Origin of the sequence: Micromonospora peucetia (assembly GCF_900091625.1) — a bacterium.
In the GTDB taxonomy this organism is placed as follows: Bacteria; Actinomycetota; Actinomycetes; order Mycobacteriales; family Micromonosporaceae; genus Micromonospora; species Micromonospora peucetia.
On record NZ_FMIC01000002.1, the window covers coordinates 225,125 to 251,148 of the forward strand.

The window sequence follows — 26,024 nt, forward strand, 5'->3', positions numbered from 1 at the left end:
CAGCGTCGGAGGGGGCGCCAGCTTTCCCGGAGGGGGCGGCTGCCCGCGCGGTGGAGACGGTCACGCCGGGAGCGTCGGCCCCGTCATCGACGGTCACGCCGGGGGCGTCGGGCCCGTCGGCGGAGACGCCCCCGTCCGGCGTACGGTCACCGGCGCCCACGGGCGGCGCCACGGGTTCGGACGCGGGGGCCGCGGTGGCGTCGGATTCCGACCAGGATTCGGCGCGGGTCTCGGCAGGCGTCACAGTCGGCGGAGTCTACCCGAGCGGGACAATCACCCTGAAACCGCGGCAGTGTCCTCTGTGGTCGACTTCGGTCAGGGCCCGCGACCTGCGCATGGACGGCGGGCGAGGTGGCGCGTCCCGGTGATCCGACATCTCGTACTATGGCGCTTTCCGTTGAACGACGGCTGAGGCGATCGAGGGGGCGTACAGGTGGCTCCAGTCCGCCGGCGCGGCATCACGGCCACCGCACTGCTGACCCTGCTGCTCACCGCGACCGCCTGCGGTCCGGTGGCCGACCGGCAACCGGGCGAGCTGCGGGTCGGGTACGACAGCCTGGACGGTGACCTGACGGTCTGGCCGCCTCGCGGCACCCTGGCGGGCGACGCCGCCGTCAGGTCGGCCGTGACCGGGGCGGTACGCGACTGGCGGTCGCCGGCCGACGACCGGGTGCACCTGCCCACGTCCGGGATCCTCTGGTCCGGCGAGGTCGACGGCGCGCCGCTGACCGTGGTCGCCGCGGACGTACCCGGCGAGAGCGCCTCCTGGCTGCTCCAGGTCACCGCCGAGGGCGGCCGGTACGCGGTCACCCGCGCCGCCGAGTACACCGACCCCGGCTACCTGGTCTACTCCGACGTGCTCCCCGTGCACGGCTCCGACGGGCGGCGCTACCTCACGTCGGGCCGGGTGCAGCGGCTGCTCGGGCCAACCGGCCGCGCCCTGCGGAACACCGACGGCCTCACCGAGCCGGTGAACGTGCCGGCCTGCCGGGCGGTGCCGGTGACCGTCACGCTCAAGGCCACCGAAGCGCTGCCCCGAGGCCGGGCCGCCGACCGGCTGCTGGACCTCGGCACCGGTACCACCGACCCGCACTACCCCCTCGTACGCGACGAGAGCGGCTCCGGCAAGCGGGCCCTCACCGGCCTGGACACCTGCGTGCTCGCCGGCGAGGAGGGCCCGTTCGGCAGCGTCCCCCGACGGATCGGCGACCGGGACGCGCCACGCTCGGTGCCGTCGTCCTGGCCGATGGCCAAGCTGACCGTACGCACCCTGGGCGAGGTCGCCCTCGGCGGCGGCGAGCCGGCGGAGCTGCAGCAGTTGAGCTGGGAGACGGCCGACGGCACCATGACCGCCGTGGTGTACCGCCCCGCCGACGGGGGCACACCGGTGGTCTCCCCGGCCGACCGCTCCAACCCGTTGCAGGCGTACACGCTGCCGGTGCCGGGGCAGCCGCTGGCCGTGCTGAGTTGGCGGGCGACCGCCGACAGCTCGCTGTCGACGCCGCCCGACACACCCCGACTGGTGGACCGCCCAGGGCTGGCCGTGGTCCCGATGCCGACCCGCTCGGAGACGTTCAGCCTCGCCGAGGCAGAAAAAACCCACTACCGATCCCTCACCCCCCGCTGACCCCTCCCCCCTGCCCTGCCCCCCTGCCCTGCCCTCCCCCTGCCCTGCCCCGGCCCGCCCGGCCCCGGCCGCGTCGATCTTGCAGTTCCTGCCCGGGCATACGTGGCAGAAACGACAAAACAAGGGCCGAAACTGCAAGATCGACGTGGCCGAGGCGGCGGCGGGCGCGGCGCGGGGGCGTGACGCGGGGGTGCGGGGGCGGGGGTGGCGGTGGGGCGGGAGCAAAGGGGTGGGGAGGTGGTGACGGCGGGTGTCCCGGGCTTCCGGGGCACCCGCCGTCGGCGGTCAGGCTCTCAGTTGTGCGCGGTGGCGTCGTCGGCGGCGATGACCGGCTCGACCGGTTCCACCTCCAGCCGGGAGATCCAGCCGGTGACGTCGCGGGCCACGTCCTGCGCGGTCAGGCCGAGGTCTGCGAGGATCTGCGCGCGGGTGCCGTGCGGGTGCCAGTCGGCCGGTACGCCCAGGTCCTTCAGCGGCACCCGGACGTCGGCGTCCCGCATCGCCTGGGCGAGGGCGTCACCGACGCCGCCGACCCGGACGCCGTCCTCGACGCTGACCACGAGCCGGTGTCCGGCGGCCAGCTCGACCAGCTCGGCCGGGACCGGGCGGACCCAGCGCGGGTCGACCACGGTGACCCCGTAGCCCTGCTCGGCGACCCGGGTGGCCACCTCCATCCCCAGCTGGCCGAAGGAGCCGACCGCGACCACCAGCACGTCCTTGCGCACCGACTCGGCCAGCACGTCGACCGTCCCGACCCGGCGTACGGCCGGCAGGTCGGCGGCGACGGTGCCGGTGGGGAAGCGGACGATGGTCGGGCCGTCGTCGACGCCGACCGCCTCGCGCAGTTCCTCGCGCAGGGTCGCGGCGTCGCGGGGCGCGGCGATCCGCAGGCCCGGCACGACCCCGAAGACCGACATGTCCCACATGCCGTAGTGGCTGGGCCCGTCGGGGCCGGTGATCCCGGCCCGGTCCAGCACGAAGGTCACCGGCAGCCGGTGCATCGCCACGTCCAGCAGGACCTGGTCGAAGGCGCGGTTTAGGAAGGTCGCGTAGACCGCCACCACCGGGTGCAGCCCGCCGAGAGCCAGGCCGGCGGCCGAGGTGGCCGCGTGCTGCTCGGCGATGCCCACGTCGTAGACGCGGTTCGGGTACTTGCGGGCGAGCTTGGCGATGCCGGTCGGCTCGGCCATCGCGGCGGTGATGCCCACCACGTCGGGCCGCTCGTCGGCGATCGCGACCAGCTCGTCGGCGAAGACGTGGGTCCACTTCACCGACGGGGCGGCGACCAGCTTGCCGGTCTCGATGTCGAAGGCGCTGCCCGGGCCGTGCAGGCAGTCGGCCTCGTCCTCCTCGGCCGGTCGGTAGCCGTAGCCCTTGCGGGTGACCGCGTGCACGATCACCGGGCCGCCGAAGTTCTTCGCCGCCCGCAGCGCCGACTCGACCGCCTCGCGGTCGTGGCCGTCGACCGGGCCGACGTACTTGATGCCGAGGTCCTCGAACATGGCCTGCGGGGCGACCGCGTCCTTGATGCCCCGCTTGACCGCGTGCAGCACCTCGTACATGGGCCGGCCGACCAGCGGCGTCGAGCCGAGCGCCTCCTTGACGGTGTCGAGCACCTTCTCGTAGCCGGGGCTGAGCCGCAGCGAGGAGAGGTGGTCGGCGAGCCCGCCGATGGTCGGCGCGTAGGACCGGCCGTTGTCGTTGACCACGATCACCAGCGGGTTGCCTGCCGTGGCGATGTTGTTCAGCGCCTCCCAGCACATGCCGCCGGTGAGCGCGCCGTCGCCGACCACGGCGACCACGCTGCGCTGCTCGCCCCGCAGCGCGTACGCCTTGGCCAGGCCGTCGGCGTAGGACAGGGCGGTGGAGGCGTGCGAGTTCTCGACCAGGTCGTGCTCGCTCTCGGCCTGGCTCGGGTAGCCGGAGAGCCCGCCGCGCTGGCGCAGCCGGTCGAAGCCGGCCTGCCGCCCGGTGAGGATCTTGTGCACGTACGCCTGGTGGCCGGTGTCGAACAGGAGGCGGTCGCGCGGGGAGTCGAAGACCCGGTGCATGGCCAGTGTCAGCTCCACCACACCCAGGTTGGGGCCGACGTGCCCGCCGGTACGCGAGACCTTGGCGATCAGGAAGTCACGGATCTCGGCGGCGAGGACGTCCAACTCCTCGGCGGACATCCGCTTGACGTCCTGCGGACCCCGGACTGTGGCCAGCAGCCCGGTGTGGTGGACCGTGCCCTCTTCAACGCTCATGAGGCATGAGTCTATCGGCCGCGCGGTACTCCGCAGCCTGGCCCGGACGCCTGCCCACCCGCCAGGGCCGCTGATCGCCTGGTCAGGCCCGGATCCACGGCCGGCCGACGCACGGCGGCGGACCGCGTTCCCGAGGAGTCGGTCCGCGATCCACGGCCGGCCGACGCGCGGCGGCCGACCACGTCCCGGGGGAGTCAGTCCGCGATCCGCAGCCGCCGGGGCGCCACGACGGCCGCGGCGCCCCGGTACGCCGGCCCGGACGGGGTCCAGGAACCCAGCACGGCGGCCCGGGCGGCGCCGGTCACCGAGGGCAGCGCGCCGGGCAGCCCGTGCCAGGAGAGCCAGCCGAGCAGCGCGAAGGCGTACGCCTCCTTGGCCTGCGCGGGGACGCCCAGCTCGTCGGTGGTGCGCAGCCGCCAGCGTCCCGCCCCGAGGGCGGCCAGCCGGGCGGTCAGGGTGGGATTGCGCACCCCGCCGCCGGCCGCGACCACCTCCACCACGCCGTGCCGGTCGCACTCGGCGGCCACCACCCGGGCGGTCAGCTCGGTCAGGGTGGCGAGCACGTCGTCGGCCGGCACCGACTCGCCGAGGGCGGCCAGCCGCGCGTCCAGGTAGCCGGCGTGGAACAGCTCCTTGCCGGTCGACTTGGGCGGCGGTGCCGCGTAGTACGGCTCGGCGAGCAGCACGTCGAGCAGGCCGGGGTGCACCCGACCCGTCGCCGCGTGGGCGCCGTCGAGGTCGCAGGGCCGGCCCAGCAGGCGGCGGGCCGCGGCGTCGAGCAGCGCGTTGGCGGGCCCGACGTCGTACCCGAGCACCGGCGCGCCCGGCGCGAGGACCGTGAGGTTGGCGATGCCGCCCAGGTTGAGCGCGGCGCGCGGGGCCGCGCCGTCCGCCGCGTCGAGCAGCAGTGCGTCGAACGCCGGGACCAGGGGCGCGCCCTGCCCGCCGGCGGCGACGTCCGCCGAGCGCAGGTCACTCAGCACGGGTACGCCGACCCGGGCGGCCACCCGGGCCACCGCGCCCAGTTGCAGGGTGCCCCGGGCACGCCCGTCGGCGATCCAGTGGAACACCGTCTGCCCGGGCGAAACCACCGCGTCGACCGCGCCGCCGGCCAGCTCGACGCCGACCGCCGCCGCCTCGGCGAAGACCTCACCGAGCCGGTTGTCCAGCCGGCAGACCGCCTCGATCGTGGTGCTCCCGGGCGGCAGCAGCGCGCCGATCGCGGCGCGCAGCTCGTCGTCGTAGTCGAGGCCGCGGTGCCCCAGCGGGCGCAGCCGGAGGGTGTCCCCGTCGAGGGTGAACTCGGCGGCGGCCACGTCCACCCCGTCGTACGACGTCCCCGACATCAACCCCACGACCTTCATGTAAGGAAGGGCCCCTTCTTGTCGGATTCGGTAGCGGACGGGTCCCCTGCTGACACGTCGGCCGGGAGGAGCAGGCCGACCAGCTCGACGTGCTGGGTCATCGGGAAGAGGTCGAAGCCGCGCAGCACGGCCAGCCGCCAGCCCAGCCCTGCGAAGGTGCGTACGTCGCGGGCGAAGGCGGCCGGGTCGCAGGCCACGTACGCCACCACGCGTGGACCGGCGGCGACCACGTCCCGTACCACCTGGGCGCCGGCGCCGGAACGCGGCGGGTCGAGCACCACCACGTCGACCGGGCCGGTGATCCGGCGGCGGGCCAGCGCGGTCTCCACCCGGGCCGACACGATCTCGACCCGGGGCAGGTCGCGCAGGTTCTCCCGGGCGGCGGCGACGCCCGGCGCGGCCGACTCGACCAGGGTCACCCGGCCCGTGTCGCCGACCCGGCCGGCCAGCCCGGCGGCGAAGAGCCCCGCCCCGCCGTAGAGGTCCCAGGCCCGATCCCCCGGCCGCGGGTCGGTCAGCTCCAGCACGGCGTCGACCAGGGTGTCGGCGGCGGCCGGGTGCACCTGCCAGAACGACGACGCCGGCAGCGTCCACTTCCGGCCGGCCGCCACCTCGCGGACCCGGTCCGGGCCGCTCACCGTCCGGGGCACCCCGTCGGCGACGGCGGTCACCGCCACGTCCCCGCCGGTGGAGGCGACCGTCTCGACCGTGTCGGCGTCCGGCCAGCGCGCCCCGGTCGGGGCCAGCACGGGCAGCTCCCGGATCGACGGGTGGGCGATCAGGCAGCGGTCGATCGGGACGACCTCGTGTGAGCGGTGCTTGAGCAGGCCGGCCCGGCCCGCCCCGTCGACGGCGTAGCGGACCCGGGAACGCCAGCCGAGCGGTCCGCCGGGCAGCGCCTCGACCCGGACGCCGAGGGCGTCCAGTTCGGTGTCGGTGAGCCCACCCAGCCGGGTGAGCTGCTCACGCACCACCGCCGCCTTCCAGTCGAGCTGGGCGGCCGGGGCGACGTGTTGCAGGTCGCATCCGCCGCACCGGCCCGGCTTCGCGTACGGGCAGGGCTGCTCGACCCGGTCCGGCGCGGCCTCGAGCACCGTCACCGCGTCGGCCCGGACGAACCCCTTGTGCACCTCGGTCACCTCGGCGACCACCCGCTCACCGGGCAGCGCGTGCCGGACGAAGACCACCTGGCCATCCACCCGGGCGACGCAGTGCCCGCCCGGCGCGACCGCCCCGACGGTCAGCTCGACCCGCTCGGCCTCCTCCAGCCCGCTGCCGTCCCCGTGCGCTGTCATCGCTCATCTCCGTCACTTCTTGGGCCGCTCTCGCCGGGCGGCGCGGACACGATGGGCGGGACGCTCGGCGGCAGGGTGCCGCGCGGTGCGACCCGGGGGCCGCGTGCCGGGCCCCGGGTCAGTGTGGCGTCCAGCCGGTCCAGGTCCTTGCCGGCGGTCGAGGCTAGCTGCCACGGCACGCTGGTCACCATCACCCCCGGTTCGAAGAGCAGCCGGGTCTTCAGCCGCAACGCGCTCTGGTTGTGCAGCAGGTGTTCCCACCAGCGCCCCACCACGTACTCCGGGATGAAGACCGTGACCACGTCGCGCGGCGACGCCCGACGGACGCCGGCCACGTAGTTCAGGATCGGGCGGGTGATCTCCCGGTACGGCGAGTCGACCACGGTCAGCGCGACGGGCAGGTCCCGCCGCTCCCACTCCTGCTGCAACTCCCGGGTGTCCTTCTCGTCGACGTTGACGGTCACCGCGGTCAGCGTGTCCGGCCGGGTGGCCCGGGCGTACGCGATGGCCCGCAGCGTCGGCTTGTGCAGCTTGCTGACCAGCACGACGGCGTGGTTGCGGGCGGGCAGCACGGCGCGGCCCTCGTCCGGCGGGGTCAGTTCCGCGGCGACCCGGTCGTAGTGCCGGCGGATGGCCAGCATCAGCATGTACATCATCGCCATCGCCACGATGGCGATCCACGCGCCGAGCAGGAACTTCGTGACGAGCACGATGATCAGCACCGTGCCGGTCATCGCCATGCCGAAGGCGTTTATCGCCCGGGACCGGAGCATCCGCCGGCGTTCCTGCGGGTCCCGCGTGGTCTTCAGGTGCCGGTTCCAGTGCCGGATCATGCCGGCCTGGGAGAGGGTGAAGGAGACGAACACGCCGACGATGTAGAGCTGGATGAGCCGGGTCACCTCGGCCTGGAAGCCGACGATCAGCACGATCGCGGCGACGGCCAGGAAGACAATGCCGTTGGAGAAGGCCAGCCGGTCGCCGCGGGTGTGCAGCTGCCGGGGCAGGTAGCGGTCCTGGGCGAGGATCGAGCCGAGCACCGGGAAGCCGTTGAACGCGGTGTTCGCGGCCAGGAAGAGGATCAGCGCGGTGATCCCGGCGACCACGTAGAGCAGCATCGAGCCGGAGCCGAAGATCGTCTCCCCGAGCTGGGTGGTGACGGTCTTCTGCACGTACCCCTCGGGGCCGGAGACGATCTGCAACCCCGGGTTCTCGACGAACTGGAGGCCGGTGAGCCGGGACAGCCAGATGATGCCGACCAGCATGGCCACCGAGATGGTGCCGAGCAGCAGCAGCGTGGTGGCCGCGTTGCGGCTCTTCGGGGCCTTGAACGCCGGCACCCCGTTGGAGATCGCCTCCACGCCGGTCAGCGCCGCGCACCCCGAGGAGAAGGTGCGCAGCAGCAGGAAGACCAGGGCGAAGCCGGTGACGCTGTGTTCGGCCTGGATCTCCAGGCCGGCGCTGGGCGCCCGCAGGTCGTGGCCGAGCACGAAGACCCGGATCAGCCCGGTGAGCAGCATCCCGACCATCACGATGATGAAGCCGTAGGTGGGGATCGCGAAGGCCGTCCCGGACTCCCGCAGGCCGCGCAGGTTCACGGCGGTGAGCAGCGCCACCGCGCAGACCGCGATCAGCACCTTGTGGGTGGCCACGAACGGCACCACCGAGCCCAGGTTGGCCACCCCGGAGGAGACCGAGACCGCGACCGTGAGCACGTAGTCGACCAGCAGCGCGCTGGCCACCGCGACCCCCGCCCGGGGACCGAGGTTGACCGTGGCCACCTCGTAGTCGCCGCCGCCGGAGGGGTAGGCGTGCACGTTCTGCCGGTAGCTGGCCACGACGGTGAGCATCACCACCACGACGGCCAGGGCGATCCACGGCGAGAAGAAGTACGCCGAGGCGCCCGCGATGGAGAGGGTCAGCAGGATCTCGTCGGGTGCGTACGCGACGCTGGAGAGGGCGTCGGACGCGAACACGGGCAGCGCGATGCGCTTGGGCAGAAGCGTGTGCTTGAGCCGGTCGGACCGGAACGGTCGACCGAGTAGCAGCCGCTTCAGCAGCGAGGTGGGTCTGGCCACAACCGCCAAGCGTACGACCAGCCGGGCGCGCCTCGCGGGGTGGCCGAGCACGGCGGGGTGCAGCCGCGGAGTACCGTCGGTCCGCGTCCACGCCGGGAACGTGGCAGGCTCGCAGACGACACGCTCACCGGCGGGGCGTTGCGCACCTTGAGGAGGGACGCGGTGCATGTCGTGATCATGGGTTGTGGCCGGGTCGGCTCGACCCTCGCCTACAGCCTGGAGTCCCGGGGGCACTCGGTCGCGGTCATCGACCACGACGCCGACGCCTTCCGCCGGCTCGGCCCCGACTTCGCCGGGATCACGGTCACCGGTGAGGGCTTCGACGGAGAGGTGCTCCGGCAGGCCGGCATCGAGCGGGCGGACGCCTTCGCGGCGGTCTCCAGCGGCGACAACTCCAACATCATCTCCGCCCGGTTGGCCCGCGAGACGTTCGGCGTGTCCCGGGTGGCGGCGCGGATCTACGACCAGCGCCGGGCGCAGGTCTACGAGCGGCTCGGCATCCCCACCGTGGCCACCGTCCGGTGGACCGCCGACCGGATGCTGCGGCACCTGGTGCCGGAGGGGAACGTGGAGATCTTCCGGGACTCGACGAGCACGGTGTCGATCGTCGAGGTGCCGGTGCACAAGGACTGGATCGGCCGGCCGGTGCGCGCCCTCGAGGCGGCGACCGGGGCCCGGGTGGCGTACCTGATCCGCTTCGGCATCGGCACGCTGCCGACCCCGTCCAGCGTCGTGCAGGAGGGTGACCAGCTCTTCATGCTGGTCACCGACGACCTGGCGGGGACGGTCACGTCGGTGGCGGCGACGCCGCCGGAAGGAGGGCTGTGAGGATGCGCATCGCCATCGCCGGGGCGGGCAACGTGGGCCGCTCGATCGCCCAGGAGCTGATCGACAACGGCCACCAGGTGATGCTCATCGAGCGCCAGCCCCGGATGCTCCGGCCCGATCGGGTGCCGGCCGCCGACTGGGTGCTGGCCGACGCCTGTGAGCTGGCCAGCCTGGAGGAGGCCGACCTCGCCGGCTGCGACGTGGTGGTCGCGGCCACCGGGGACGACAAGGTCAACCTGGTGGTCTCGCTGCTGGCCAAGACCGAGTTCGCGGTGCCCCGGGTGGTGGCGCGGGTCAACCGGGCCGAGAACGAGTGGCTCTTCACCGAGCAGTGGGGGGTCGACGTCGCGGTGAGCAAGCCGCGGGTGATGGCCGCCCTGGTCGAGGAGGCCGTCACCGTCGGCGACCTGGTCCGGCTGATGACCTTCCGGCAGGGCGAGGCGAACCTGGTGGAGATCACGCTGCCGCCTACCGCGCCGTACGTCGGCGAACCGCTGCGCGCGATCCCGCTGCCCCGCGACTCCGCGCTGGTGGCGATCCTGCGCGGCAAGCGGGTGCTGGTGCCCACCCCGGACGACCCGATCGAGGCCGGCGACGAGTTGATCTTCGTGTGCACCGCGGAGGTCGAGGACGCGGTCCGCACGGTGGTGCTCGGGGCGGACAGCGTGGAACGCACCCGCGGGCAGCGCTGAGGCCGGCTGCTCAGCTGCCGGGCAGCGCCTCCGGCTGCGGCTCCCGGGTCACCCGCCGGACCGTCCAGACCGTGATCAGCAGCAGCAGCACGTACGGCGGGTAGCCCAGCGCCAGCCGCGCCACGCCGAGCGCCGTGTCCTGGTGGGCGAGGTAGAGCCCGGCCTGCACGCCGACCTTCGCCAGCCACACCACGCCCCAGAGCACGGTGAGCCCGGTGAAGGTCCGCACCAGGCGCGGGTCGTCACGCCACTCCGAGCGGCCCTTGGCCACCAGCACCGACCAGATCCACCCCACCAGGGGTTGCCGGATGGCGGCCGAGACCAGCAGGGCCACCCCGTAGCCGATGCCGTAGAGGATGCCGGGGAGGTAGAAGTCACGTTCGTCGCCGGTGCGCCAGGCGATCGCGGCGCCGACGGCGACGCCGAAGAGCCCGTTGACCGCGTGGCGGATCGGGCGGCGCTGCGCCAGCCGGAGGCCGGCGATCATGAGCGCCACCGCCACCGAGGCGATCACGGCGGGCCGCAGCTCGCCGAGGATGTTGGCCAGCACGAAGACGACCACCGGGATGCTGGACTCGACCAGGCCCCGCCAGCCGCCGAGCTGGTCGGCCATCTGCTCGGCGAGGTTGGGCAGCCGTTCCTCGTCCTGCGCGCCGTCCTGCGGACCGCCCGCCGGCTGTGCCGCCCGGTGCTGTCCCGTCGTCATCGCATGCCTTCCGTCCGCCGCGGCCACCGGGTCACTTCGGCGGTTCCAGCTCGTAGTACGGGTTGTAGATCACCTTGCGGTCGTCCCGCACGGCCACCCGACCGCGCGCGGTCAGGTGCCGGCCGGGCTCGATCCCGGCGATGTGCCGCCGGCCCAGCCAGACCAGGGTGATCACGTCGCTGCCGTCGTAGAGGTCCGCCTCCAACGTGGGCAGGTTGGTCCGCGGGGTGTAGACCACCGTGCGGAGCCGACCGGCCACCGAGACCACCTGGCCCCGCGTGCACTGCCCGGCCGGGACACCGCCGTGCTCGGCGCTCTCCCGGCGCAGCTCCTGCGCCTCGATCTCCGCCTCGCTCGCGGTGAGCCGGCGAAGCATGCGGCGTAGCGAACCCCGGCCCTCGTCGGTCGACATGACCTCCGCGTCACCCTCTCCACGCTGGCCGACGCGACGCCGGCACCCGGGCCGGCCCCGGCGACGCCGGAACCGTCCCGCCAGCGTACGCCGACGGGGCCGGTCCCGGCGCGTCGTGACGGACGGTCAGGCCTCGCGGGGCGCGGGCGCGGTGTCGCCGTCGGCCGACACCCCGTCGCCCACCTGGTCGGCCGCTTCACGGGGCAACCGTAGCGGCAGCGGCTCGCGCACCGGCTTGGCCTCCTGGCCCCGGTCGACCACCAGGCCGTCGAGGCACTCGGCGAGCGGGCCGGCGGCGGCCGGGTCGGTGGCCGCCTCGCCCTGGTAGACGCCGCGGACCATCCAGCGCGGCCCGTCGATGCCGACGAACCGCAGGGCGGTCAGCCCGTCCTCGGTACGCACCCGGGCGTGCAACTCGGTGCCGTACTCGCCCTGGACCTCCTGGGCCGCCGCGCCGTCGTTGAACAACGACTGGCGGATCTCCTCGCGCACCTCGTCCCAGATGCCGTCGGAGCGCGGCGCGGCGAAGACGCCGAGCTGGAGCGCGTTGGGGCCGTGTACGAGGACGACCTGCTGGATCACGCCCTCCGGATCGGCCTGCACCCGCACCTCGACGTCGCGCACCGCCGGGATGTGCAGGCTGCCCAGGTCGAGCCGCTGCACCCCCTCGGGAGCCTCCGAGATGTCGTAGGGGCCGCGGGCCGGGGCCGACTCCTCGGGGGAGTCGAGGACCTCGGTCGTCCGCTCGTCACGGGCGTGCCGCCCGGCATCGTCCCGCTTACGGGAGAAGATCACTGCGCCAACCCTCCGCTGTTCGTGCTCACCCTGCCACCTCTTCCGTCCGTCCGCCTGCCCGGTCCCGCTCTTCCCGCCGCGCGTCCGGCGTGTCCGGCACCCGCCGTCCGTCCGGTGCCGCCGGGGACACGCCCCGCCCACCGCCCGCCGAAGGGGACGGCACCAGGCCGGCGTGGCCGCCCGTGGAGCCGTGCCCGCCGGTCCCGCGTCGGGACGCGGGCAGCTCGGGCGTCGGCCGGAAGTCCGCCCGCGCCACCCGCTGCACGACGAGCTGCGCGATCCGGTCGCCACGGGAGATCTTCGCCGGTGTGTCCCGATCATGGTTGATCAGGTTGACCAGGATCTCACCCCGGTAGCCGGCGTCGACCGTACCGGGCGCGTTGAGCACCGTCACGCCGAGTCTGGCCGCGAGCCCCGAACGGGGGTGGACGAGGCCCACGTACCCCTCGGGCAACGCGATCGCCACGCCGGTCGGGACCAGGGCCCGGCCGCCGGGTGGCAGCTCGACGTCAGCCGCCGCCACCAGGTCTGCCCCGGCATCGCCGGGATGGGCGTACGCCGGCAGCGGCAGCTCGGAGTCGAGCTGCCGTACGGGCACGGGCACGGGTACGACGTCGGTCACGGTTCCCCTCTTCCGTCCGTTTTCCTGGGGTGACCCTGCCATCCTGCCGGTTCCGTCGACCGTCGTGCGCCGTACCCTCACAGGAGTGAGCCTGTCACCATCGTCGCCGTCCCCGGCACCGCCCGCCGCGGCGCCCCCGCAGCACACCGAGCGGCTCGGCCTGCCCTGGTGGCTGTGGCTGGGCAGCCTGGCCGTGGCCGCGCTGCTCGCCGTGGAGATCTGGATGGGTGCGCCCGGCGTCCGCGCCTGGCTGCCGTTCGCGGTGTTGCTGCCGGCGACCGTCGCCGGCCTGGCCTGGCTCGGCCGGATCCGGATCGCGGTACGCGACTGCGAGCTGCGGGTGGACGACGCCCGGCTGCCGGTCCGGTTCGTCGCCGACGTCGTCCCGCTGGACGCCGCCGGCCGGCGTGAGGTGCTCGGGGTCGGCGCCGACCCGCTGGCGTTCGTGGTGCAGCGGCCGTGGGTCCCCGGCGCCGTCCAGGTGGTCCTCGACGACCCCGCCGACCCCACCCCGTTCTGGGTGGTCAGCACCCGCCGCCCGGTCGAACTGGCCGAGGCTCTCCTCGCCGCCCGCGACGCCGCCCGCCCCTGACCGCCCCCGCACCCCGCACCCCGCGCCGCACCCCTCGCCCGCGCCCTCTCGCGATCTTGCACTTCTGGCCCCGACAAAGGGTGCATATGCCCCAAGGTAGGGGCCGAAAGTACAAGATCGGCGCGGAAGACGGTGGGGCGTGAGGGCGTGCCGGTTCGGGCCGGCTCAGCTGGCGCCGGGTAGGGCCGGCGGGATGCCGGGCAGGGCCGTGGTCCGACGGCGCAGGTCACCGCGGAGCTGGTCCGCCATCGTTCGGGTGGCCCGGCGGTTGAGATAGCTGGCCACCGCCGCCCCGGTGAGGAAGGGGCCGAGGGTGGTCAGGTTGCGGCCGAAGCGCTTGAGCAACGTGTCCCGCAACTCCTTGCGCGCGGCGGTTCCCAGCACGGCACTCACCCCGACACCGGGCATCATCGGGTTGATCCCCCGCTGGCCGGCCCAGGACTGCACCAGCGCGACCGCCCGTGGGGTGCCGCCGGTCGGCAGTGGGACCCCGTAGACCTCGTGCAGCTCGCCGATCAGCTTCAGCTCGACAGCCACCACGGCGACCGTCTCGGCAGCCAGCAGGACCGGCGCGGAGAGCAGGGTCGGGGCGACCACCCACTCGACCGCCGCCACTCCCCCGCCCGCGGCGCCGATCCCGGCCGTCGTCCGCGCGGCGTTGCGCACCAGCCGTTCGGCCAACGCCTCGCCGTCCAGGCCGTCGAAGTGCCGGCGCAGAGTGGCCAGGTCGCGTACGGGCACGTGCGGGGCGATCTCGGCGACCGTGTCGACCATCCAGCGCACCGCGCTCTTCGGCTTGAACAGGTCGGTCAGCCCGCGCGCCCGCGCCTGCCCGACGAGCCGGCCGAGCAGTTGCCGCCGGCGGGCCGGCTCGATGTCGTCGGCGGTCAGCGCCGCGACGGTGACGCCCAGCTCATCGTCCGCGCCTCGGGCGGGCACGGTGCCGGCGTCCTGCGGGCCGGTCTCACCCACGCCGTCGGCCCGGGTCGGGTCCGTGCCACGCGTGCCGCCGGACTCGCTCCGCTCGCTCATGGTCCGCCCTCCCGAATGGACCGACGTCGACATGACGGTCGCCCGTCAACGAGTCAAGCAGGTCCCCCGGAGTACCGCACGACGACTCGATCAGCGGCGGCCCCGACAGGGGAGCCGCCGCTGGCGTGGACGCGCGGTGTCAGACGCACTCACGGCAGATGAGCTCGCCGTTGCGCTCGACCGCCAACTGGCTGCGGTGGTGCACCAGGAAACAGCGGGCGCACCGGAACTCGTCCTGCTGCATCGGCAGCACCTTGACCGTGAGTTCCTCGTCGGCCAGGTCGGCACCGGGCAGCTCGAAGCTCTCGGCGACCTCGGCCTCGTCGACGTCCACGGCGCCCGATTGTGAGTCGACGCGTCGGGCCTTGAGTTCTTCCAGGCTGTCCTCGCCGAGGTCGACCTCGTCGCGACGCGGGGCGTCGTAGTCGGTGGCCATCGGTTTCACTCTCCCATATCGATGTTGTCGCTTCCGGTTGTAACGCCGGACGACGCTGTTTCGGTTCCGCTGGCCGGCCACCACTTGTGTCGGTCACCCGACCCGAAGACAGCACGGGCGGAGGCATCCCAAAGGAACACCTGGCGAGCGCGGAACATACCCCCCCTTTGGGCGAGGCATGTATACCGCCCTCGTGGCTGAGATGTACGCCCCTGCACGCGAAGTTGTTCCCAATGTGACTCAGGCGACACGAAGATAGGGGTAGTACTACCCGGTTCCCGGTTGGCGCGCCGGCATGTCCGGCTGTTTCCACGCGACGGCCGGACAACCGTTAACCTCAGCGGCGTACTCGACGGCCGGCGGGGCGGCCCAACCACCGGCGGCCGCCACCACCCACCACTGTCCGGGAGCACCCTGATGAGCTTTGCACGAGTGCGAGCACTCGTTGTCGTCGGCCTGCTGTCGGTGCTGGCCCTCGTCTTCGTGGTCGTCGCACTGGTCCGCGACACCCAGAGCAGCGCCGGCCTCGCCGGAGACTGCCCCGAGGGCTGGCCGCTGGCCGACGTGACCCTGCGGGAGACCAAGGACGTCAAGATCAACGTGCTGAACGGCACGGACCGGATCGGCCTGGCCACCTCCATCGCCGACGACTTCCGCAACCGGAAGTTCCAGGTGAAGAAGGCTGGCGACGAGAAGAAGCAGATCGACGACATCGCGGTGCTGCGCTACGGCCCGAAGGGCGTCGGGTCGGCACACCTGCTGCGGGCGTACTTCCTCGACAACGCCGAGTACGAGTACGACGCCAAGCGCACCGACGACGTCGTCGACGTGGTCCTCGGCAGCGGCTTCCAGCAGCTCGCCACCACCACCGAGGTCAACCAGTCGCTGGGCGACCTCGGCGCGCCGGTCGCGCCGGCGGGGTCCTGCCCGATGCCCCAGGACGACTGACCACGCGCCGTGCCCCCGGTCCTGCCGGGGGCACGGCGCTGGCCTGTCAGGTGCGCGGAGCCGGCCGATCGGGGGGACGTGGTGGGCCGACCACGGGACGCGGTACCGGCCGGTCAGGGGCCGCCCGAGGCGTCCAGGTCGGCGAGGCGGTCGTGCAGCGGCTCGAACAGCGCCGCCGGTGCGGCGATCACCAGGTCCGGCCCGGCCGGCAGCCCGCCCAGTCCGGCGACCAGCAGTCCGGCCTCGGTGGCCACCAGGGCACCGGCAGCCTGGTCCCAGGCGGCGAGCCCCTTCTCGTAGTAGGCGTCCACCCGCCCCTCCGCCGCCAGGCAGAGGTCCAGCGCGGCGGCGCCGAACCGGCGGATGTCCCGGATGTGCGAAATCAGTTCGGCTACGACCCGGGCCTGGTGCGCCCGGCGACCCGGGTCGTAGCCGAATCCCGTGGCGACCAGCGCCTGACCCAGGTCGGTCTCCGTGGAGCAGCGCAGCCGCTCGCCGTCGCGCCAGGCGCCCCCGCCGGCGGTGGCCGTCCACTCCTCGCCGGTGCTGATGTTGCGCACCACCCCGGCGACCACCTCGCCGTTGACCTCGGCGGCCAGCGACACGGCGCAGTGCGGAATCCCGTAGAGGTAGTTGACTGTGCCGTCGATCGGGTCCACGATCCAACGGACACCGCCGGGCGCGACCGGGCCGGTCTCCCCCGCGCCGTACTCCTCGCCGAGGACGGCGTCGCCCGGACGCAGCCGGCGCAGAGCGTCGATCACCTGCCGCTCGACCGCCCGGTCGGCGGCGGTCACCACGTCGGTGACGGTGCTCTTGGTGGCGGCCACCGAGACGCCCTCGACCCGCATCCGGTACGCGGTCGCGGCCGCTTCCCGGGCCACCTCGACCGCGATCTCCAGCAGTTCCGACGGTGCTGAGCGATCCATCGTTCGTCCCCTTCCCGCACGGCCGGGGTGTTCCGGGTCACGCGCGGTACCATCCTTACCAAAGTCCACATCTGCGTCGAATCGGCGGTCACCGCCGCCGGTCCGCCGTGCGGCGACAGATGATCGCCGCAGACGGCGTTACAATTCACCCCTGCCCACGCTGCGACGGACCGCCAACGACCGGCCGGACCGGGACACGGGGGTGCCTCAACCACATCGCCCGGCAAGGTGCCCCGCTCTGCGTCGGACTACCCGGCCGTGCTCGCTCTTCGCCTCCGGAAGGTCATTCGTGACAGAACCCCGCCAGACCGGCGCCGACGTTCGCTCGCTCACCGACACTCTGATCGCCCACGCGCAGAGCGCCGGTGGCCAGCTCACGTCGGCTCAGCTCGCGCGCACCGTCGAGTCCGCCGAGGTGACGCCGGCCCAGGCCAAGAAGATCCTGCGGGCGCTCTCCGAGGCGGGAGTGACCGTAGTGGTGGACGGCTCGGCGAGCACCCGCCGCCGCGTCGCCGCCGCACGATCGGCCACCCCGGCGTCCCGGGCCACCACCGCCAAGACCACCAAGAAGGCCGTCGCGCCGGCCCCGAAGCAGGCGCCCGCCGCGGACGACGCCACGGCGCCCGCCCCGCGCAAGGCCGCCCCCCGCAAGGCTGCCGGCAGCACCGCCGAGATCGCCGCCAGGGCCGCCGCGCCCACGAAGGCGACCAAGGCGACCCGGGCCACCAAGGCGACTGTCGCGGCGGCCGGCGCCAAGCCGGGCAAGGCCGCCGGCAAGGCCAAGGGCGAGGGCGCCGAGGGCGACATCGACCCGGAGGCACTCGCCGCCGAGATCGAGGACGTGGTCGTCGAGGAGCCTGCGGAGCTGACCCGGGCCGCCGAGACCGACGCCGCCAACTCGGCCAGCGACAACGACTTCGAGTGGGACGACGAGGAGTCCGAGGCGCTCAAGCAGGCGCGTCGCGACGCGGAGCTGACCGCCTCCGCCGACTCGGTACGGGCCTACCTGAAGCAGATCGGCAAGGTCCCGCTGCTCAACGCCGAGCAGGAGGTGGAGCTGGCCAAGCGGATCGAGGCCGGGCTCTACGCCGCGGAGCGGCTGCGCGCGGCCGAGGAGGGCGAGGAGAAGCTCACCCGCGACATGCAGCGGGACCTGGGCTGGATCTCGCGGGACGGCGAGCGCGCCAAGAACCACCTGCTGGAGGCCAACCTCCGGCTGGTCGTCTCGCTGGCCAAGCGCTACACCGGCCGCGGCATGGCCTTCCTCGACCTGATCCAGGAAGGCAACCTCGGCCTGATCCGCGCGGTCGAGAAGTTCGACTACACCAAGGGCTACAAGTTCTCCACGTACGCCACCTGGTGGATCCGGCAGGCCATCACCAGGGCGATGGCCGACCAGGCCCGCACCATCCGCATCCCGGTGCACATGGTCGAGGTCATCAACAAGCTCGGCCGCATCCAGCGCGAACTGCTCCAGGACCTGGGCCGCGAGCCCACCCCGGAGGAGCTCGCCAAGGAGATGGACATCACACCGGAAAAGGTGCTGGAGATCCAGCAGTACGCCCGGGAGCCCATCTCGCTGGACCAGACCATCGGCGACGAGGGCGACAGCCAGCTCGGTGACTTCATCGAGGACTCCGAGGCGGTCGTCGCGGTCGACGCGGTCTCGTTCTCGCTGCTACAGGACCAGCTCCAGCAGGTGCTGCAGACGTTGTCCGAGCGTGAGGCGGGTGTGGTACGCCTGCGGTTCGGCCTGACCGACGGCCAGCCGCGCACGCTGGACGAGATCGGCCAGGTCTACGGGGTGACCCGGGAGCGTATCCGGCAGATCGAGTCCAAGACGATGTCCAAGCTGCGCCACCCGTCGCGTTCGCAGGTGCTCCGGGATTACCTGGACTGATCGCGACCGTCAACCGAACGTGTCGTTTTGACCACCTGGCGTGCAACGTCGGAAGGTGATCGTTTGGTTGCACGATTGTGATCGTTGACGTGGCACCCTTGGTGCACGGCACACTGTCCCATGCCATGTGTGACCTCGGTCCCCCGCGGGCACACAGGGAAGGCAGCGCCGGGACAGGGTGTTGCACGATAGGTGAGCAAAGACCGAAGAGAGTTGTTCATCGGTGACGACCAGAGGAGGAAGGCGATGACCCCGACCCTCACGCCGCCGCCCGAGACGGTGGCTCCCCCAGCCGCCGATGAACGGTGCGACCGCTGCAATGCTGCCGGCAAGCTCCGGATCACTCTGGCGGGTGGGAGCGAACTGGTGTTCTGTGGGCACCACGCGAACAAGTACGCGGAAGATCTCGTGAAGATCACCGTACGGTTCGCAACGGACCCGGAGTTCAGCTGGCGTGGCGCCGATCTGATGGCGAACTGAGATCCGCAGACCCACGACATAGCCGGCCGGAGGCCCCCTCAGGGGCCTCCGGCCGGCTTTTGCGTACTTCACCCGCCCCTCACGACGACGCGCCCCGGCCACCCCGAGCGGGCACGGATCGCGCGGTCCCCGCCACGGGCGGCCGCACCTCCGATCCGGAACGGATCGCGCTGTCGGGCCGCGGTCGGCCACACCCGCACCGGACGTGCCGGGAGGGCCAACCGTGATCGTGGCCGGCCACGACGGGCGTCGGAACCGGTCCAGCCGTCAGAGGGTCTGGACGGTGGCGATACGTTCCTCGAGCTGCTCGATGGTGGCCTGGGCGCTCGGCGGGCCACCGCAGAGGCGGCGCAGCTCCGCGTGGATCTTTCCATGCGGCTGCCCCGTACGGTGGTGCCGGGCGGCCACGAGGGCGTTCAGCTGGCGGCGTAGGGCGACCCGGCGCTGGGCGGCACTCATCGGCACCGGCGGCGCCGTGGACGGCTCAGCGGCCGTCTCAGCCGGCCTGGCGGCCCGACGACGCTGGGCCGCGAGCTGCTCCTGCTGCCGCTTGGTCAGCAGCAGAGCCACCTGGTCGGCGGTGAGCAGCCCGGGCAGGCCCAGGTACTCCTCCTCCTCGGGGGTGCCGGCCTGGGCGGCGGTGCCGAACGAGGCGCCGTCGAAGATCACCTGGTCCAGCTCGGCCGTCGCCGAGAGTGCGGCGAACCGCTTCTCCAGCTCGCCACTGGCCTGGTCGTCGCGCTGGGCGCGCTCCAGCAGGTCGTCGTCGAAGCCCTCGCGGTCCTTGGGCTTGCCCAGCACGTGGTCCCGCTCGGCCTCCATCTCGCTGGCCAGCCCGAGCAGGTGCGGCACACTGGGCAGGAAGACCGAGGCGGTCTCGCCGGGGCGGCGGGCCCGGACGAACCGGCCGATCGCCTGCGCGAAGTAGAGCGGGGTGCTGGCGCTGGTCGCGTACACCCCGACCGCCAGCCGGGGGATGTCGACGCCCTCGGAGACCATCCGGACCGCCACCATCCAGCGGTGTTCGGACGCCGCGAACGTCGCGATCCGCGCCGAGGCGCCCACATCGTCGGAGAGCACCACCGTCGCCCGCTCGCCGGTCACCTGCTCGATGAGCTTCGCGTACGAGCGGGCGGTCTGCTGGTCGCTGGCGATGATCAGCCCGCCGGCGTCGGGCATCCCCGCCTTGCGCAGCACGGTCAGCCGGGCGTCGGCGGCGCGCAGCACCTGCGGCATCCAGTCGCCCGCCGGATCCAGCGCGGTACGCCACGCCTGCGCGACCAGGTCCTGGGTCATCGGCTCGCCGAGTCGCGCCGCCAGTTCCTCCCCCGCGTTGGTGCGCCACCGGGTCTCCCCCGAGTACGCCAGGAAGAGCACCGGCCGCACGACGCTGTCGCGCAGCGCGTCGGCGTAGCCGTAGACCGAGTCGGCGCGGGATCGCAGCAGTCCGTCGCCGCCCCGCTCGTAGTCGACGAACGGAATCGGGTTGTCGTCGGAGCGGAACGGGGTCCCGGTGAGCATCAACCGGCGCTCGGCGCCCTCGAAGGACGCCTTCACCCCGTCGCCCCAGGAGCGGCTGTCCCCCGCGTGGTGGATCTCGTCGAGCACGACCAGGGTGCGCCGGGTGAGGGTGCGCCGCTTGTGCACGTGCGGCGCCATCCCCACCTGCGCGTACGTCACGACGGCGCCGTGGAAGTCGGCGGAGGAGTGCAGGTCGGCGTTGCGGAACGCGGCGTCGAGCTGGATGCCGACCCGGGCCGCCGCCTGCGACCACTGGCTCTTCAGGTGCTCGGTCGGGGCCACCACGGTGACCGCCTCGACGGTGCCGTCGGCGAGCAGCTCGGCGGCGATCCGCAGGGCGAAGGTGGTCTTTCCGGCGCCCGGGGTGGCGACCGCCGTGAAATCGGGGTCCCGCCGTCGCAGGTACTCCACGAGTGCCTTGCGCTGCCACGCGCGCAGTGCCGGAAACGTCTCGATCGCCGGCAACCGGGCCGCCACGGGAAGCTCCTCTCCGACCGCCTGACGGCGGACCCCGGGCGAGGGCCACGGGTACCGCCGCCCATGAAAACGCCTCCGCGCAGATGGTCCCGCGAAGGCCGACTCAGCATAACCAGCGCGGGCCGTCCGACCCAGCCGACGCCACGCTGGTCACATCCGCCACCCGGGTCAGGGGTGGGTGCCGCGGGTTCCGGTGCGCGGAGGACGCAGGGTGGCCACCGGCGCCGACCAGCGCCGCCGCAGCGCCACCAGGCGGAGCAGGAAGACCACCGCGGCCGCCGCGGTCAGCCAGCCGGCGTTGGCGTGCCCGAGGGTGTCCAGCAGCGCCACGAGGATCGAGCCGACCAGCGCGGCGACGGCGTAGATCTCCCGCCGCAGCACCACCGGGATCTCGGCGGTGAGCAGGTCCCGCCCGAGGCCACCGCCGATCGCGGTGAGCATGCCGATCACGCAGGCACCCACCGCCGGCACCTGGGCGTCGAGGGCCTTTACCGTGCCGGTGACGGTGAAAAGCCCCAGCCCGGCCGCGTCCAGCACCAGCACGGTGGTGCGCAGCCGGGCGAACTGTGGATGCAGCCAGAAGACTGCGGCGGCGGTGACGGCGGCCGTTGCGGCGTACCGCCAGTCGCCGAAGGCCAGGGGCGGCGCCTCGTCGATCGCCAGGTCCCGGAAGATTCCGCCGCCCAGCGCCGCCACGAAACCTACGAAGACGACACCGAAGAGGTCGAGCCGTTTGGCCACCGCCGCGGAGGCCCCGGACGCGGCGAAGACCGCCACCCCGGTGAGGTCGGCGAAGAGCAACGCGGTGGAGGTGGTGGTCACCGGCGAAGGTTACGTGCGGCCGGGAGGGCCGCCCCGGTTCACTCGCGCCAGGAGTCGTAGATCTCCTTGCACTTCGGGCAGACCGGCGAGCCGGGCTTGGCGGCCTTGGTGACCGGAAAGGTCTCCCCACACAGCGCGATGACGAAGGTGCCCATGACGGCACTCTCCGCGATCTTCTCTTTGCGCACGTAGTGGAACATCTCGGGACCGGTGTCAGCGTCCTTCAGCTCCGGACGCTCGAGAACCTCTGTACTCACATCTGCACCTCCGACCCTCAAGTCTGGCAGGTCGCCCCCGGTCCGGTCCACTGCAGGTCCCCCGGCCGAGGGCCGTACGGTGGTGACGTGACTGACTTTCACATCCGCTACGGCAGCGAGGTTGCCGACGCCCTGCGCGACAAGCTTCCTGTCGTCGCCCTGGAGAGCACCATCGTCTCGCACGGCCTGCCCCGGCCGGACAACCTCCGGGTGGCCCGACAGATCGAGCAGGCCGTCCGCGACGCGGGCGCCGTCCCGGCGACCATCGGCATGGTCGGCGGCCGGCTCGTGGTGGGCCTGGACGACGCGGAGCTGACCCGGCTCGCCACCGTCGACGGGGTCGCCAAACTCTCCGTACGCGATCTCGCCCTCGCTGCCGCGACCGGCGCGGACGGCGCCACGACCGTGGCCGCGACCAGCGCGGTCGCCGCCGCCGCCGGGATCGGGGTGTTCGCCACCGGCGGCCTCGGCGGGGTGCACCGGGAGGCCGCGCAGACCTTCGACGAGTCGGCCGACATTGTCACCCTGGCCCGGACGCCGATCGCGGTGGTCTGCGCCGGCGTCAAGTCGATCCTCGACGTGGGCGCCACCCTGGAGCGGCTGGAGACCCTCGGTGTCGGCGTGGTCGGCTTCCGGACCCGACGTTTCCCCGGCTTCTTCATCACCGACGGCGGCTTCGACCTGGACTGGTCGCTGGACTCCCCGGAGCAGGTAGCGGACGTGCTGGCGGCCCGGGATCAGCACCGCGTGCACCACGGCGGCCTGATCGTGGCCAACCCGCTGCCGACCGATGAGCAGCTCGCCCCGGAGCTGCACGACCGGACCCTCGCCGACGGGCTGGCGCTGCTGGAGCGCGACGGGGTGACCGGCAAGGCCGTGACGCCCTACCTGCTCGCACACTTCCACTCGGCGACCGATGGGGCGAGCCTGGCGGTGAACGTCCGGATCATCCTGCGCAACGCCGACCTCGCCGCCCGGATCGCCGTCGCCGCGGCCGCCCGCCGCGCCGGGGCATGAGCGCAGGCCGCGTCCTCGTCGTCGGTGACCTGATCACCGACGTGGTGGCGGTGCTGGCCGGGCCGATGGCCACCGGGTCGGACACCCCGGCGGCGATCCGGTTCAGCGGCGGCGGGCAGGCCGCCAACACCGCCGCCTGGCTCGCCGCCCAGGGCGTACCGGTCACGCTGGTCGGCGCCGTCGGCGACGACGCCGCCGGGCGGGACCGGGTGGCCGAGCTGGAGCGCGCCGGGGTCGGCTGCGCGACGACCGTGTACCCCGACCGCCCCACCGGCACGGTCATCGTGCTGGCCACGGCCGGGGAGCGGACGATGATCACCGAACGGGGGGCCAACCTGCTGCTGGCCCCGCAGGACGTCGACGCGGCGCTGGCCGCGACGCCGGACGCGCGGCACCTGCACCTGTCCGGGTACACCCTGCTGGATGCCGAGTCCCGACCGGCGGGGCTGCGGGCGCTGGCCGCCGCCCGCGAGCGCGGGCTCACCACCAGCGTCGACGCAGCCTCTGCGGCCCCGCTGCGGCGGGTCGGCGCGGCGGCCTTCCTGTCCTGGGTACGCGGCGTCGACCTGCTCCTGGTCAACGCCGACGAGGCGACCGTGCTGGCCGGCGGGCTGGACCCGGCGGCGCAGGGGCGGGCGTTGTCGGCCTCCGCCCGGCGAAGCGTCGTCAAGCAGGGCGCGGCCGGGGCGGTCTGGGTGGACCGGGACACCTCGGCCACCGTGGCGCCGGCCCGCCGGGTGGCGGTGGTCGACGTCACCGGGGCCGGAGACGCGTTCGCGGCCGCGCTGCTGGCCGCCTGGCTCGACGGCGCGGAGCCGACGGTGGCGCTGCGCCGGGCCGGCGACCTAGGCGCCCTCGCGGTCTCCCAGATAGGCGCCCGCCCCACCCCCTGATCCCCCACTCTCACCCCCACCCCCGCCCCCGTTCCCGTTCCCGTTCCCCGGCGATCTTGCAGTTGATGCCCCACTCTTGTCCCTTTGACGGCTTTCGTCCGGGCGAAAACTGCAAGATCGCGGGACGCGGGAGCGAGGAGTGCGGGACGCGGAGCGCGCGGGACGCGGAGCGGGAGCGTAGGCGACGGGTGGGGTGGGGTGGAGTGGGGAGACGGGCGGGATCAGGGTTCGGCGTCGATGATTTTGTGGGGGCGTTCCTCGGCCGTGAGGCTCATCGGCGGGGTCTCGTCCCGGTGGCGCGGCCGGAAACGGTTGGCCAGCCGGTGCTGCTCCTTGGGCGGCCGGTCGTTTGCCAGCAGGACCGCCAGCCACGGGATGATCACCGTGCCCAGGGCCACCATCGGCAGCCAGAGCCAGAGCAGCGGGGCCTGCACGCCGACCAGGACGGCACCGACGATCACGCAGGCCACCCGGATGCCCATCATCAGCACATAGCGCTTCTGGCGACTGGTGAGCTGGTCGTCCTGACTGCGCGAGGCGTCGGTGATCAGAATCGGCTGGTACGCCTGACGCTTCACCACGGACCTCCTCAAGGGGGTTACGCCTCATCCTGTCACCTGCCGCGCGTGATCAGCGAAATTCGCTCCACCCGGCCTCGTGTTACCTGCGTGGTACGCTCGCGCCGTGGGCAGCAGGTTCAGCTTCACCGACGAGGCGTTGGCCAACCTGAGGGTCTACGACGTCACGCCCGGGGAAGTCTGGGAGGCGCTGCACAGCACCCGCCGGGTAATCCGGCACCTCGGCGACGACGTGATGGTCGTCTACGCCGCCGCCCGCCGGGGGCGCCGACTGGCCGTGCTGCTCGCCGAGGCCGACGGCACCGACAACGACTGGGACATTCTCTCCGCCCGTGAGCTGAGCGACGTCGAGGCGAAGCGCTACGACGACGCCGTGCGGAGACCTCGCCGATGAGGAGGCGGTGACGATGAACCGAAACGACGCGACCAAGCAGTTCCACAGCGGCGGCGACCGGCTCGCGGAGCTGATCGACGGGAGCCAACCGGTGGAGCTGCCCACCCCCGACACCGACACCCCCATGGTCAGCCGCTCGGTGCGCCTGCCGCTGGAGACGTACGAGCAGGTCCGCGCCGCCGCCGACGCGCGCGGCATCGGGGTCACCACGCTCATGCGGCAGTGGATCGAGGCCGGCCTGGCCGACCTGGACGACTCGGCCACGGTCTCCCTCGCCGACGTACGGCGCGCACTGGCCGCGCTCTCCCGGCCGACCGCCGCCTGACCCGCGCCCGCTCACGGGCCGGTAGAGGTCCCTCCCGGCATCACCTGCGCCCGAGCAGTGAGGTGCGATCTCCGGCCGCAACAAGCGCCCGCCGCGTCCGTCTGTCACCGGTCGCCTGCGTGGCTACGACGACCGCACGACGGTGCGGTCACGTCAGGCTCCGGCAGTCTTCGCCTTCGCCGCCGCCTTCATCTGCTGCTTGTACTCGCGCACCTGGCGCAGCGAGTCCGCGTCGGTGACGTCGGCCACCGACCGGTGGGCGTCCGGGTCGCCGTACCCGCCGGCCGCCTCCCGCCAGCCCTCCGGCGTGACCCCGAACCGCTTGCCGAGCAGCGCGAGGAAGATCTGCGACTTCTGCTTGCCGAAGCCGGGCAGGTCACCGATGCGGCGCAGCAACTCCCGGCCGTCGGCGGCGTCGGACCAGAGCCGGGTGGCCTCGCCGTCGTACCGGTCGACGAGGACCCGGCACACCTCCTGTACCCGGGCCGCCATCGCCTTCGGGAACCGGTGCAACGCCGGCGGCTGGGCGAAGAGGGCGAGAAGTGTCTCCGGGTCGTGGTCTGCCAACTCCCGGGCGTCCAGGTCGCGCCCGAGGCGCTGCGCCAGCACGTACGGCGAGGAGAACGCCTTCTCCATCGGCACCTGCTGGTCGAGCACCATCCCCAGCAGCAGGGCCAGCGGGCTGCGCTCCAGCAGCCGGTTGGCCTCGGGATCGATGGGCAGTGCGAGCGTCATGGCGACAATGCTGTCACCACCCGGCC

General features: G+C 73.2%; 26 protein-coding genes and 1 pseudogene. 11 read left to right on the forward strand and 16 right to left on the reverse strand.

The features are described 5' to 3' along the window. The first annotated feature begins 433 nt into the window (after positions 1-433). On the forward strand, positions 434-1,627 hold the full coding sequence (locus GA0070608_RS01545; RefSeq protein WP_091620299.1) for a hypothetical protein: 1,194 nt from the start codon (positions 434-436) through the stop codon (positions 1,625-1,627). Positions 1,628-1,920: 293 nt separating this feature from the next. Here the strand turns inward: GA0070608_RS01545 and dxs are convergent, their stop codons facing one another. The 4 genes from dxs to GA0070608_RS01565 form a co-directional block, all read right to left on the reverse strand. After that, positions 1,921-3,873: a 1-deoxy-D-xylulose-5-phosphate synthase gene (gene dxs / locus GA0070608_RS01550; RefSeq protein WP_091620303.1), complete on the reverse strand. Its 1,953-nt coding sequence runs from the start codon at positions 3,871-3,873 to the stop codon at positions 1,921-1,923. Between the two features lie 194 nt (positions 3,874-4,067). Next, entirely contained in the window at positions 4,068-5,237 is a 1,170-nt protein-coding gene (locus GA0070608_RS01555; RefSeq protein ID WP_091620306.1) for an anhydro-N-acetylmuramic acid kinase, read from the reverse strand. Then, positions 5,234-6,532 carry a class I SAM-dependent RNA methyltransferase gene (locus tag GA0070608_RS01560; protein WP_091620309.1) on the reverse strand — a complete coding sequence of 433 codons (1,299 nt, stop codon included), beginning with the start codon at positions 6,530-6,532 and terminating at the stop codon, positions 5,234-5,236. The genes GA0070608_RS01555 and GA0070608_RS01560 overlap by 4 nt, the downstream gene beginning before the upstream one ends. Next, complete coding sequence (locus GA0070608_RS01565; RefSeq protein ID WP_091634089.1) at positions 6,529-8,607, reverse strand: APC family permease; 2,079 nt, start codon at positions 8,605-8,607, stop codon at positions 6,529-6,531. The genes GA0070608_RS01560 and GA0070608_RS01565 overlap by 4 nt, the downstream gene beginning before the upstream one ends. A gap of 162 nt (positions 8,608-8,769) precedes the next feature. Between GA0070608_RS01565 and GA0070608_RS01570 the strand changes: the two genes are divergently transcribed. Then, positions 8,770-9,435 carry a potassium channel family protein gene (locus tag GA0070608_RS01570; protein WP_091620312.1) on the forward strand — a complete coding sequence of 222 codons (666 nt, stop codon included), beginning with the start codon at positions 8,770-8,772 and terminating at the stop codon, positions 9,433-9,435. Positions 9,436-9,437: 2 nt separating this feature from the next. After that, positions 9,438-10,127: a potassium channel family protein gene (locus GA0070608_RS01575; protein WP_091620315.1), complete on the forward strand. Its 690-nt coding sequence runs from the start codon at positions 9,438-9,440 to the stop codon at positions 10,125-10,127. Between the two features lie 10 nt (positions 10,128-10,137). Here GA0070608_RS01575 and GA0070608_RS01580 read toward each other — a convergent pair whose 3' ends face one another. From GA0070608_RS01580 to dut, 4 genes and pseudogenes are all read right to left on the reverse strand, one after another. Next, the gene (locus GA0070608_RS01580) at positions 10,138-10,833 is read right to left on the reverse strand and encodes a DUF3159 domain-containing protein (protein WP_091620319.1); all 696 of its coding nucleotides are present in this window, start codon (positions 10,831-10,833) and stop codon (positions 10,138-10,140) included. 31 nt (positions 10,834-10,864) lie between these two features. After that, positions 10,865-11,245, reverse strand: coding sequence for an OB-fold nucleic acid binding domain-containing protein (locus GA0070608_RS01585; protein WP_091620323.1), 381 nt, complete (start codon positions 11,243-11,245; stop codon positions 10,865-10,867). Positions 11,246-11,371: 126 nt separating this feature from the next. After that, on the reverse strand, positions 11,372-12,040 hold the full coding sequence (locus tag GA0070608_RS01590) for a DUF3710 domain-containing protein (RefSeq protein ID WP_091620327.1): 669 nt from the start codon (positions 12,038-12,040) through the stop codon (positions 11,372-11,374). Between the two features lie 115 nt (positions 12,041-12,155). Then, positions 12,156-12,704: pseudogene (gene dut, locus GA0070608_RS01595) on the reverse strand (dUTP diphosphatase); the annotation flags it as partial. Positions 12,705-12,753: 49 nt separating this feature from the next. Here dut and GA0070608_RS01600 point away from each other — a divergent pair. Next, positions 12,754-13,254, forward strand: a complete 501-nt coding sequence (locus GA0070608_RS01600) for a DUF3093 domain-containing protein (protein ID WP_091634092.1) — start codon at positions 12,754-12,756, stop codon at positions 13,252-13,254. Positions 13,255-13,419: 165 nt separating this feature from the next. On the opposite strand, the gene GA0070608_RS01605 is transcribed toward GA0070608_RS01600, so the two are convergent. After that, positions 13,420-14,286 (reverse strand): hypothetical protein, encoded by an 867-nt coding sequence (locus GA0070608_RS01605; protein WP_245715661.1) that lies wholly within the window; start codon positions 14,284-14,286, stop codon positions 13,420-13,422. Positions 14,287-14,425: 139 nt separating this feature from the next. After that, positions 14,426-14,722: a DUF4193 domain-containing protein gene (locus tag GA0070608_RS01610; RefSeq protein WP_007075406.1), complete on the reverse strand. Its 297-nt coding sequence runs from the start codon at positions 14,720-14,722 to the stop codon at positions 14,426-14,428. 432 nt (positions 14,723-15,154) lie between these two features. Between GA0070608_RS01610 and GA0070608_RS01615 the strand changes: the two genes are divergently transcribed. After that, positions 15,155-15,670 (forward strand): LytR C-terminal domain-containing protein, encoded by a 516-nt coding sequence (locus GA0070608_RS01615; protein WP_176733916.1) that lies wholly within the window; start codon positions 15,155-15,157, stop codon positions 15,668-15,670. 113 nt (positions 15,671-15,783) lie between these two features. Here the strand turns inward: GA0070608_RS01615 and GA0070608_RS01620 are convergent, their stop codons facing one another. After that, complete coding sequence (locus GA0070608_RS01620) at positions 15,784-16,599, reverse strand: inositol monophosphatase family protein (protein WP_091620334.1); 816 nt, start codon at positions 16,597-16,599, stop codon at positions 15,784-15,786. Positions 16,600-16,888: 289 nt separating this feature from the next. On the opposite strand from GA0070608_RS01620, the gene GA0070608_RS01625 reads away from it, so the two are divergent. Together GA0070608_RS01625 and GA0070608_RS01630 are read left to right on the forward strand one after the other, a co-directional pair. Continuing rightward, a complete protein-coding gene (locus GA0070608_RS01625) occupies positions 16,889-18,499 on the forward strand; it encodes an RNA polymerase sigma factor (protein WP_091620337.1) in 1,611 nt (536 codons plus the stop codon). Positions 18,500-18,745: 246 nt separating this feature from the next. Then, the gene (locus GA0070608_RS01630; RefSeq protein ID WP_074474066.1) at positions 18,746-18,979 is read left to right on the forward strand and encodes a DUF7455 domain-containing protein; all 234 of its coding nucleotides are present in this window, start codon (positions 18,746-18,748) and stop codon (positions 18,977-18,979) included. Between the two features lie 267 nt (positions 18,980-19,246). On the opposite strand, the gene GA0070608_RS01635 is transcribed toward GA0070608_RS01630, so the two are convergent. From GA0070608_RS01635 to GA0070608_RS01645, 3 genes are all read right to left on the reverse strand, one after another. Continuing rightward, positions 19,247-20,977, reverse strand: a complete 1,731-nt coding sequence (locus tag GA0070608_RS01635; protein WP_091620340.1) for a DEAD/DEAH box helicase — start codon at positions 20,975-20,977, stop codon at positions 19,247-19,249. Positions 20,978-21,145: 168 nt separating this feature from the next. Further along, positions 21,146-21,799 (reverse strand): trimeric intracellular cation channel family protein, encoded by a 654-nt coding sequence (locus GA0070608_RS01640; RefSeq protein WP_091620345.1) that lies wholly within the window; start codon positions 21,797-21,799, stop codon positions 21,146-21,148. A 38-nt stretch (positions 21,800-21,837) separates the two neighbouring features. After that, complete coding sequence (locus tag GA0070608_RS01645) at positions 21,838-22,056, reverse strand: DUF3039 domain-containing protein (protein WP_091620348.1); 219 nt, start codon at positions 22,054-22,056, stop codon at positions 21,838-21,840. An 87-nt stretch (positions 22,057-22,143) separates the two neighbouring features. Here GA0070608_RS01645 and GA0070608_RS01650 point away from each other — a divergent pair, with 87 nt between their 5' ends. Beyond that, entirely contained in the window at positions 22,144-23,073 is a 930-nt protein-coding gene (locus tag GA0070608_RS01650) for a pseudouridine-5'-phosphate glycosidase (protein ID WP_091620353.1), read from the forward strand. After that, the gene (locus GA0070608_RS01655) at positions 23,070-23,966 is read left to right on the forward strand and encodes a carbohydrate kinase family protein (RefSeq protein ID WP_091620356.1); all 897 of its coding nucleotides are present in this window, start codon (positions 23,070-23,072) and stop codon (positions 23,964-23,966) included. The genes GA0070608_RS01650 and GA0070608_RS01655 overlap by 4 nt, the downstream gene beginning before the upstream one ends. A 221-nt stretch (positions 23,967-24,187) precedes the next feature. Here the strand turns inward: GA0070608_RS01655 and GA0070608_RS01660 are convergent, their stop codons facing one another. Continuing rightward, positions 24,188-24,544 carry a DUF3099 domain-containing protein gene (locus tag GA0070608_RS01660; protein WP_091634098.1) on the reverse strand — a complete coding sequence of 119 codons (357 nt, stop codon included), beginning with the start codon at positions 24,542-24,544 and terminating at the stop codon, positions 24,188-24,190. Between the two features lie 106 nt (positions 24,545-24,650). Here GA0070608_RS01660 and GA0070608_RS01665 point away from each other — a divergent pair, with 106 nt between their 5' ends. Both GA0070608_RS01665 and GA0070608_RS01670 read left to right on the forward strand, forming a co-directional pair. Further along, positions 24,651-24,938 (forward strand): hypothetical protein, encoded by a 288-nt coding sequence (locus GA0070608_RS01665; RefSeq protein ID WP_245715662.1) that lies wholly within the window; start codon positions 24,651-24,653, stop codon positions 24,936-24,938. Positions 24,939-24,951: 13 nt separating this feature from the next. Then, on the forward strand, positions 24,952-25,263 hold the full coding sequence (locus GA0070608_RS01670; protein ID WP_091634101.1) for a hypothetical protein: 312 nt from the start codon (positions 24,952-24,954) through the stop codon (positions 25,261-25,263). Positions 25,264-25,416: 153 nt separating this feature from the next. Here GA0070608_RS01670 and GA0070608_RS01675 read toward each other — a convergent pair whose 3' ends face one another. Beyond that, positions 25,417-25,998, reverse strand: a complete 582-nt coding sequence (locus GA0070608_RS01675) for an HhH-GPD-type base excision DNA repair protein (RefSeq protein ID WP_176733607.1) — start codon at positions 25,996-25,998, stop codon at positions 25,417-25,419. Positions 25,999-26,024 lie beyond the last annotated feature (26 nt).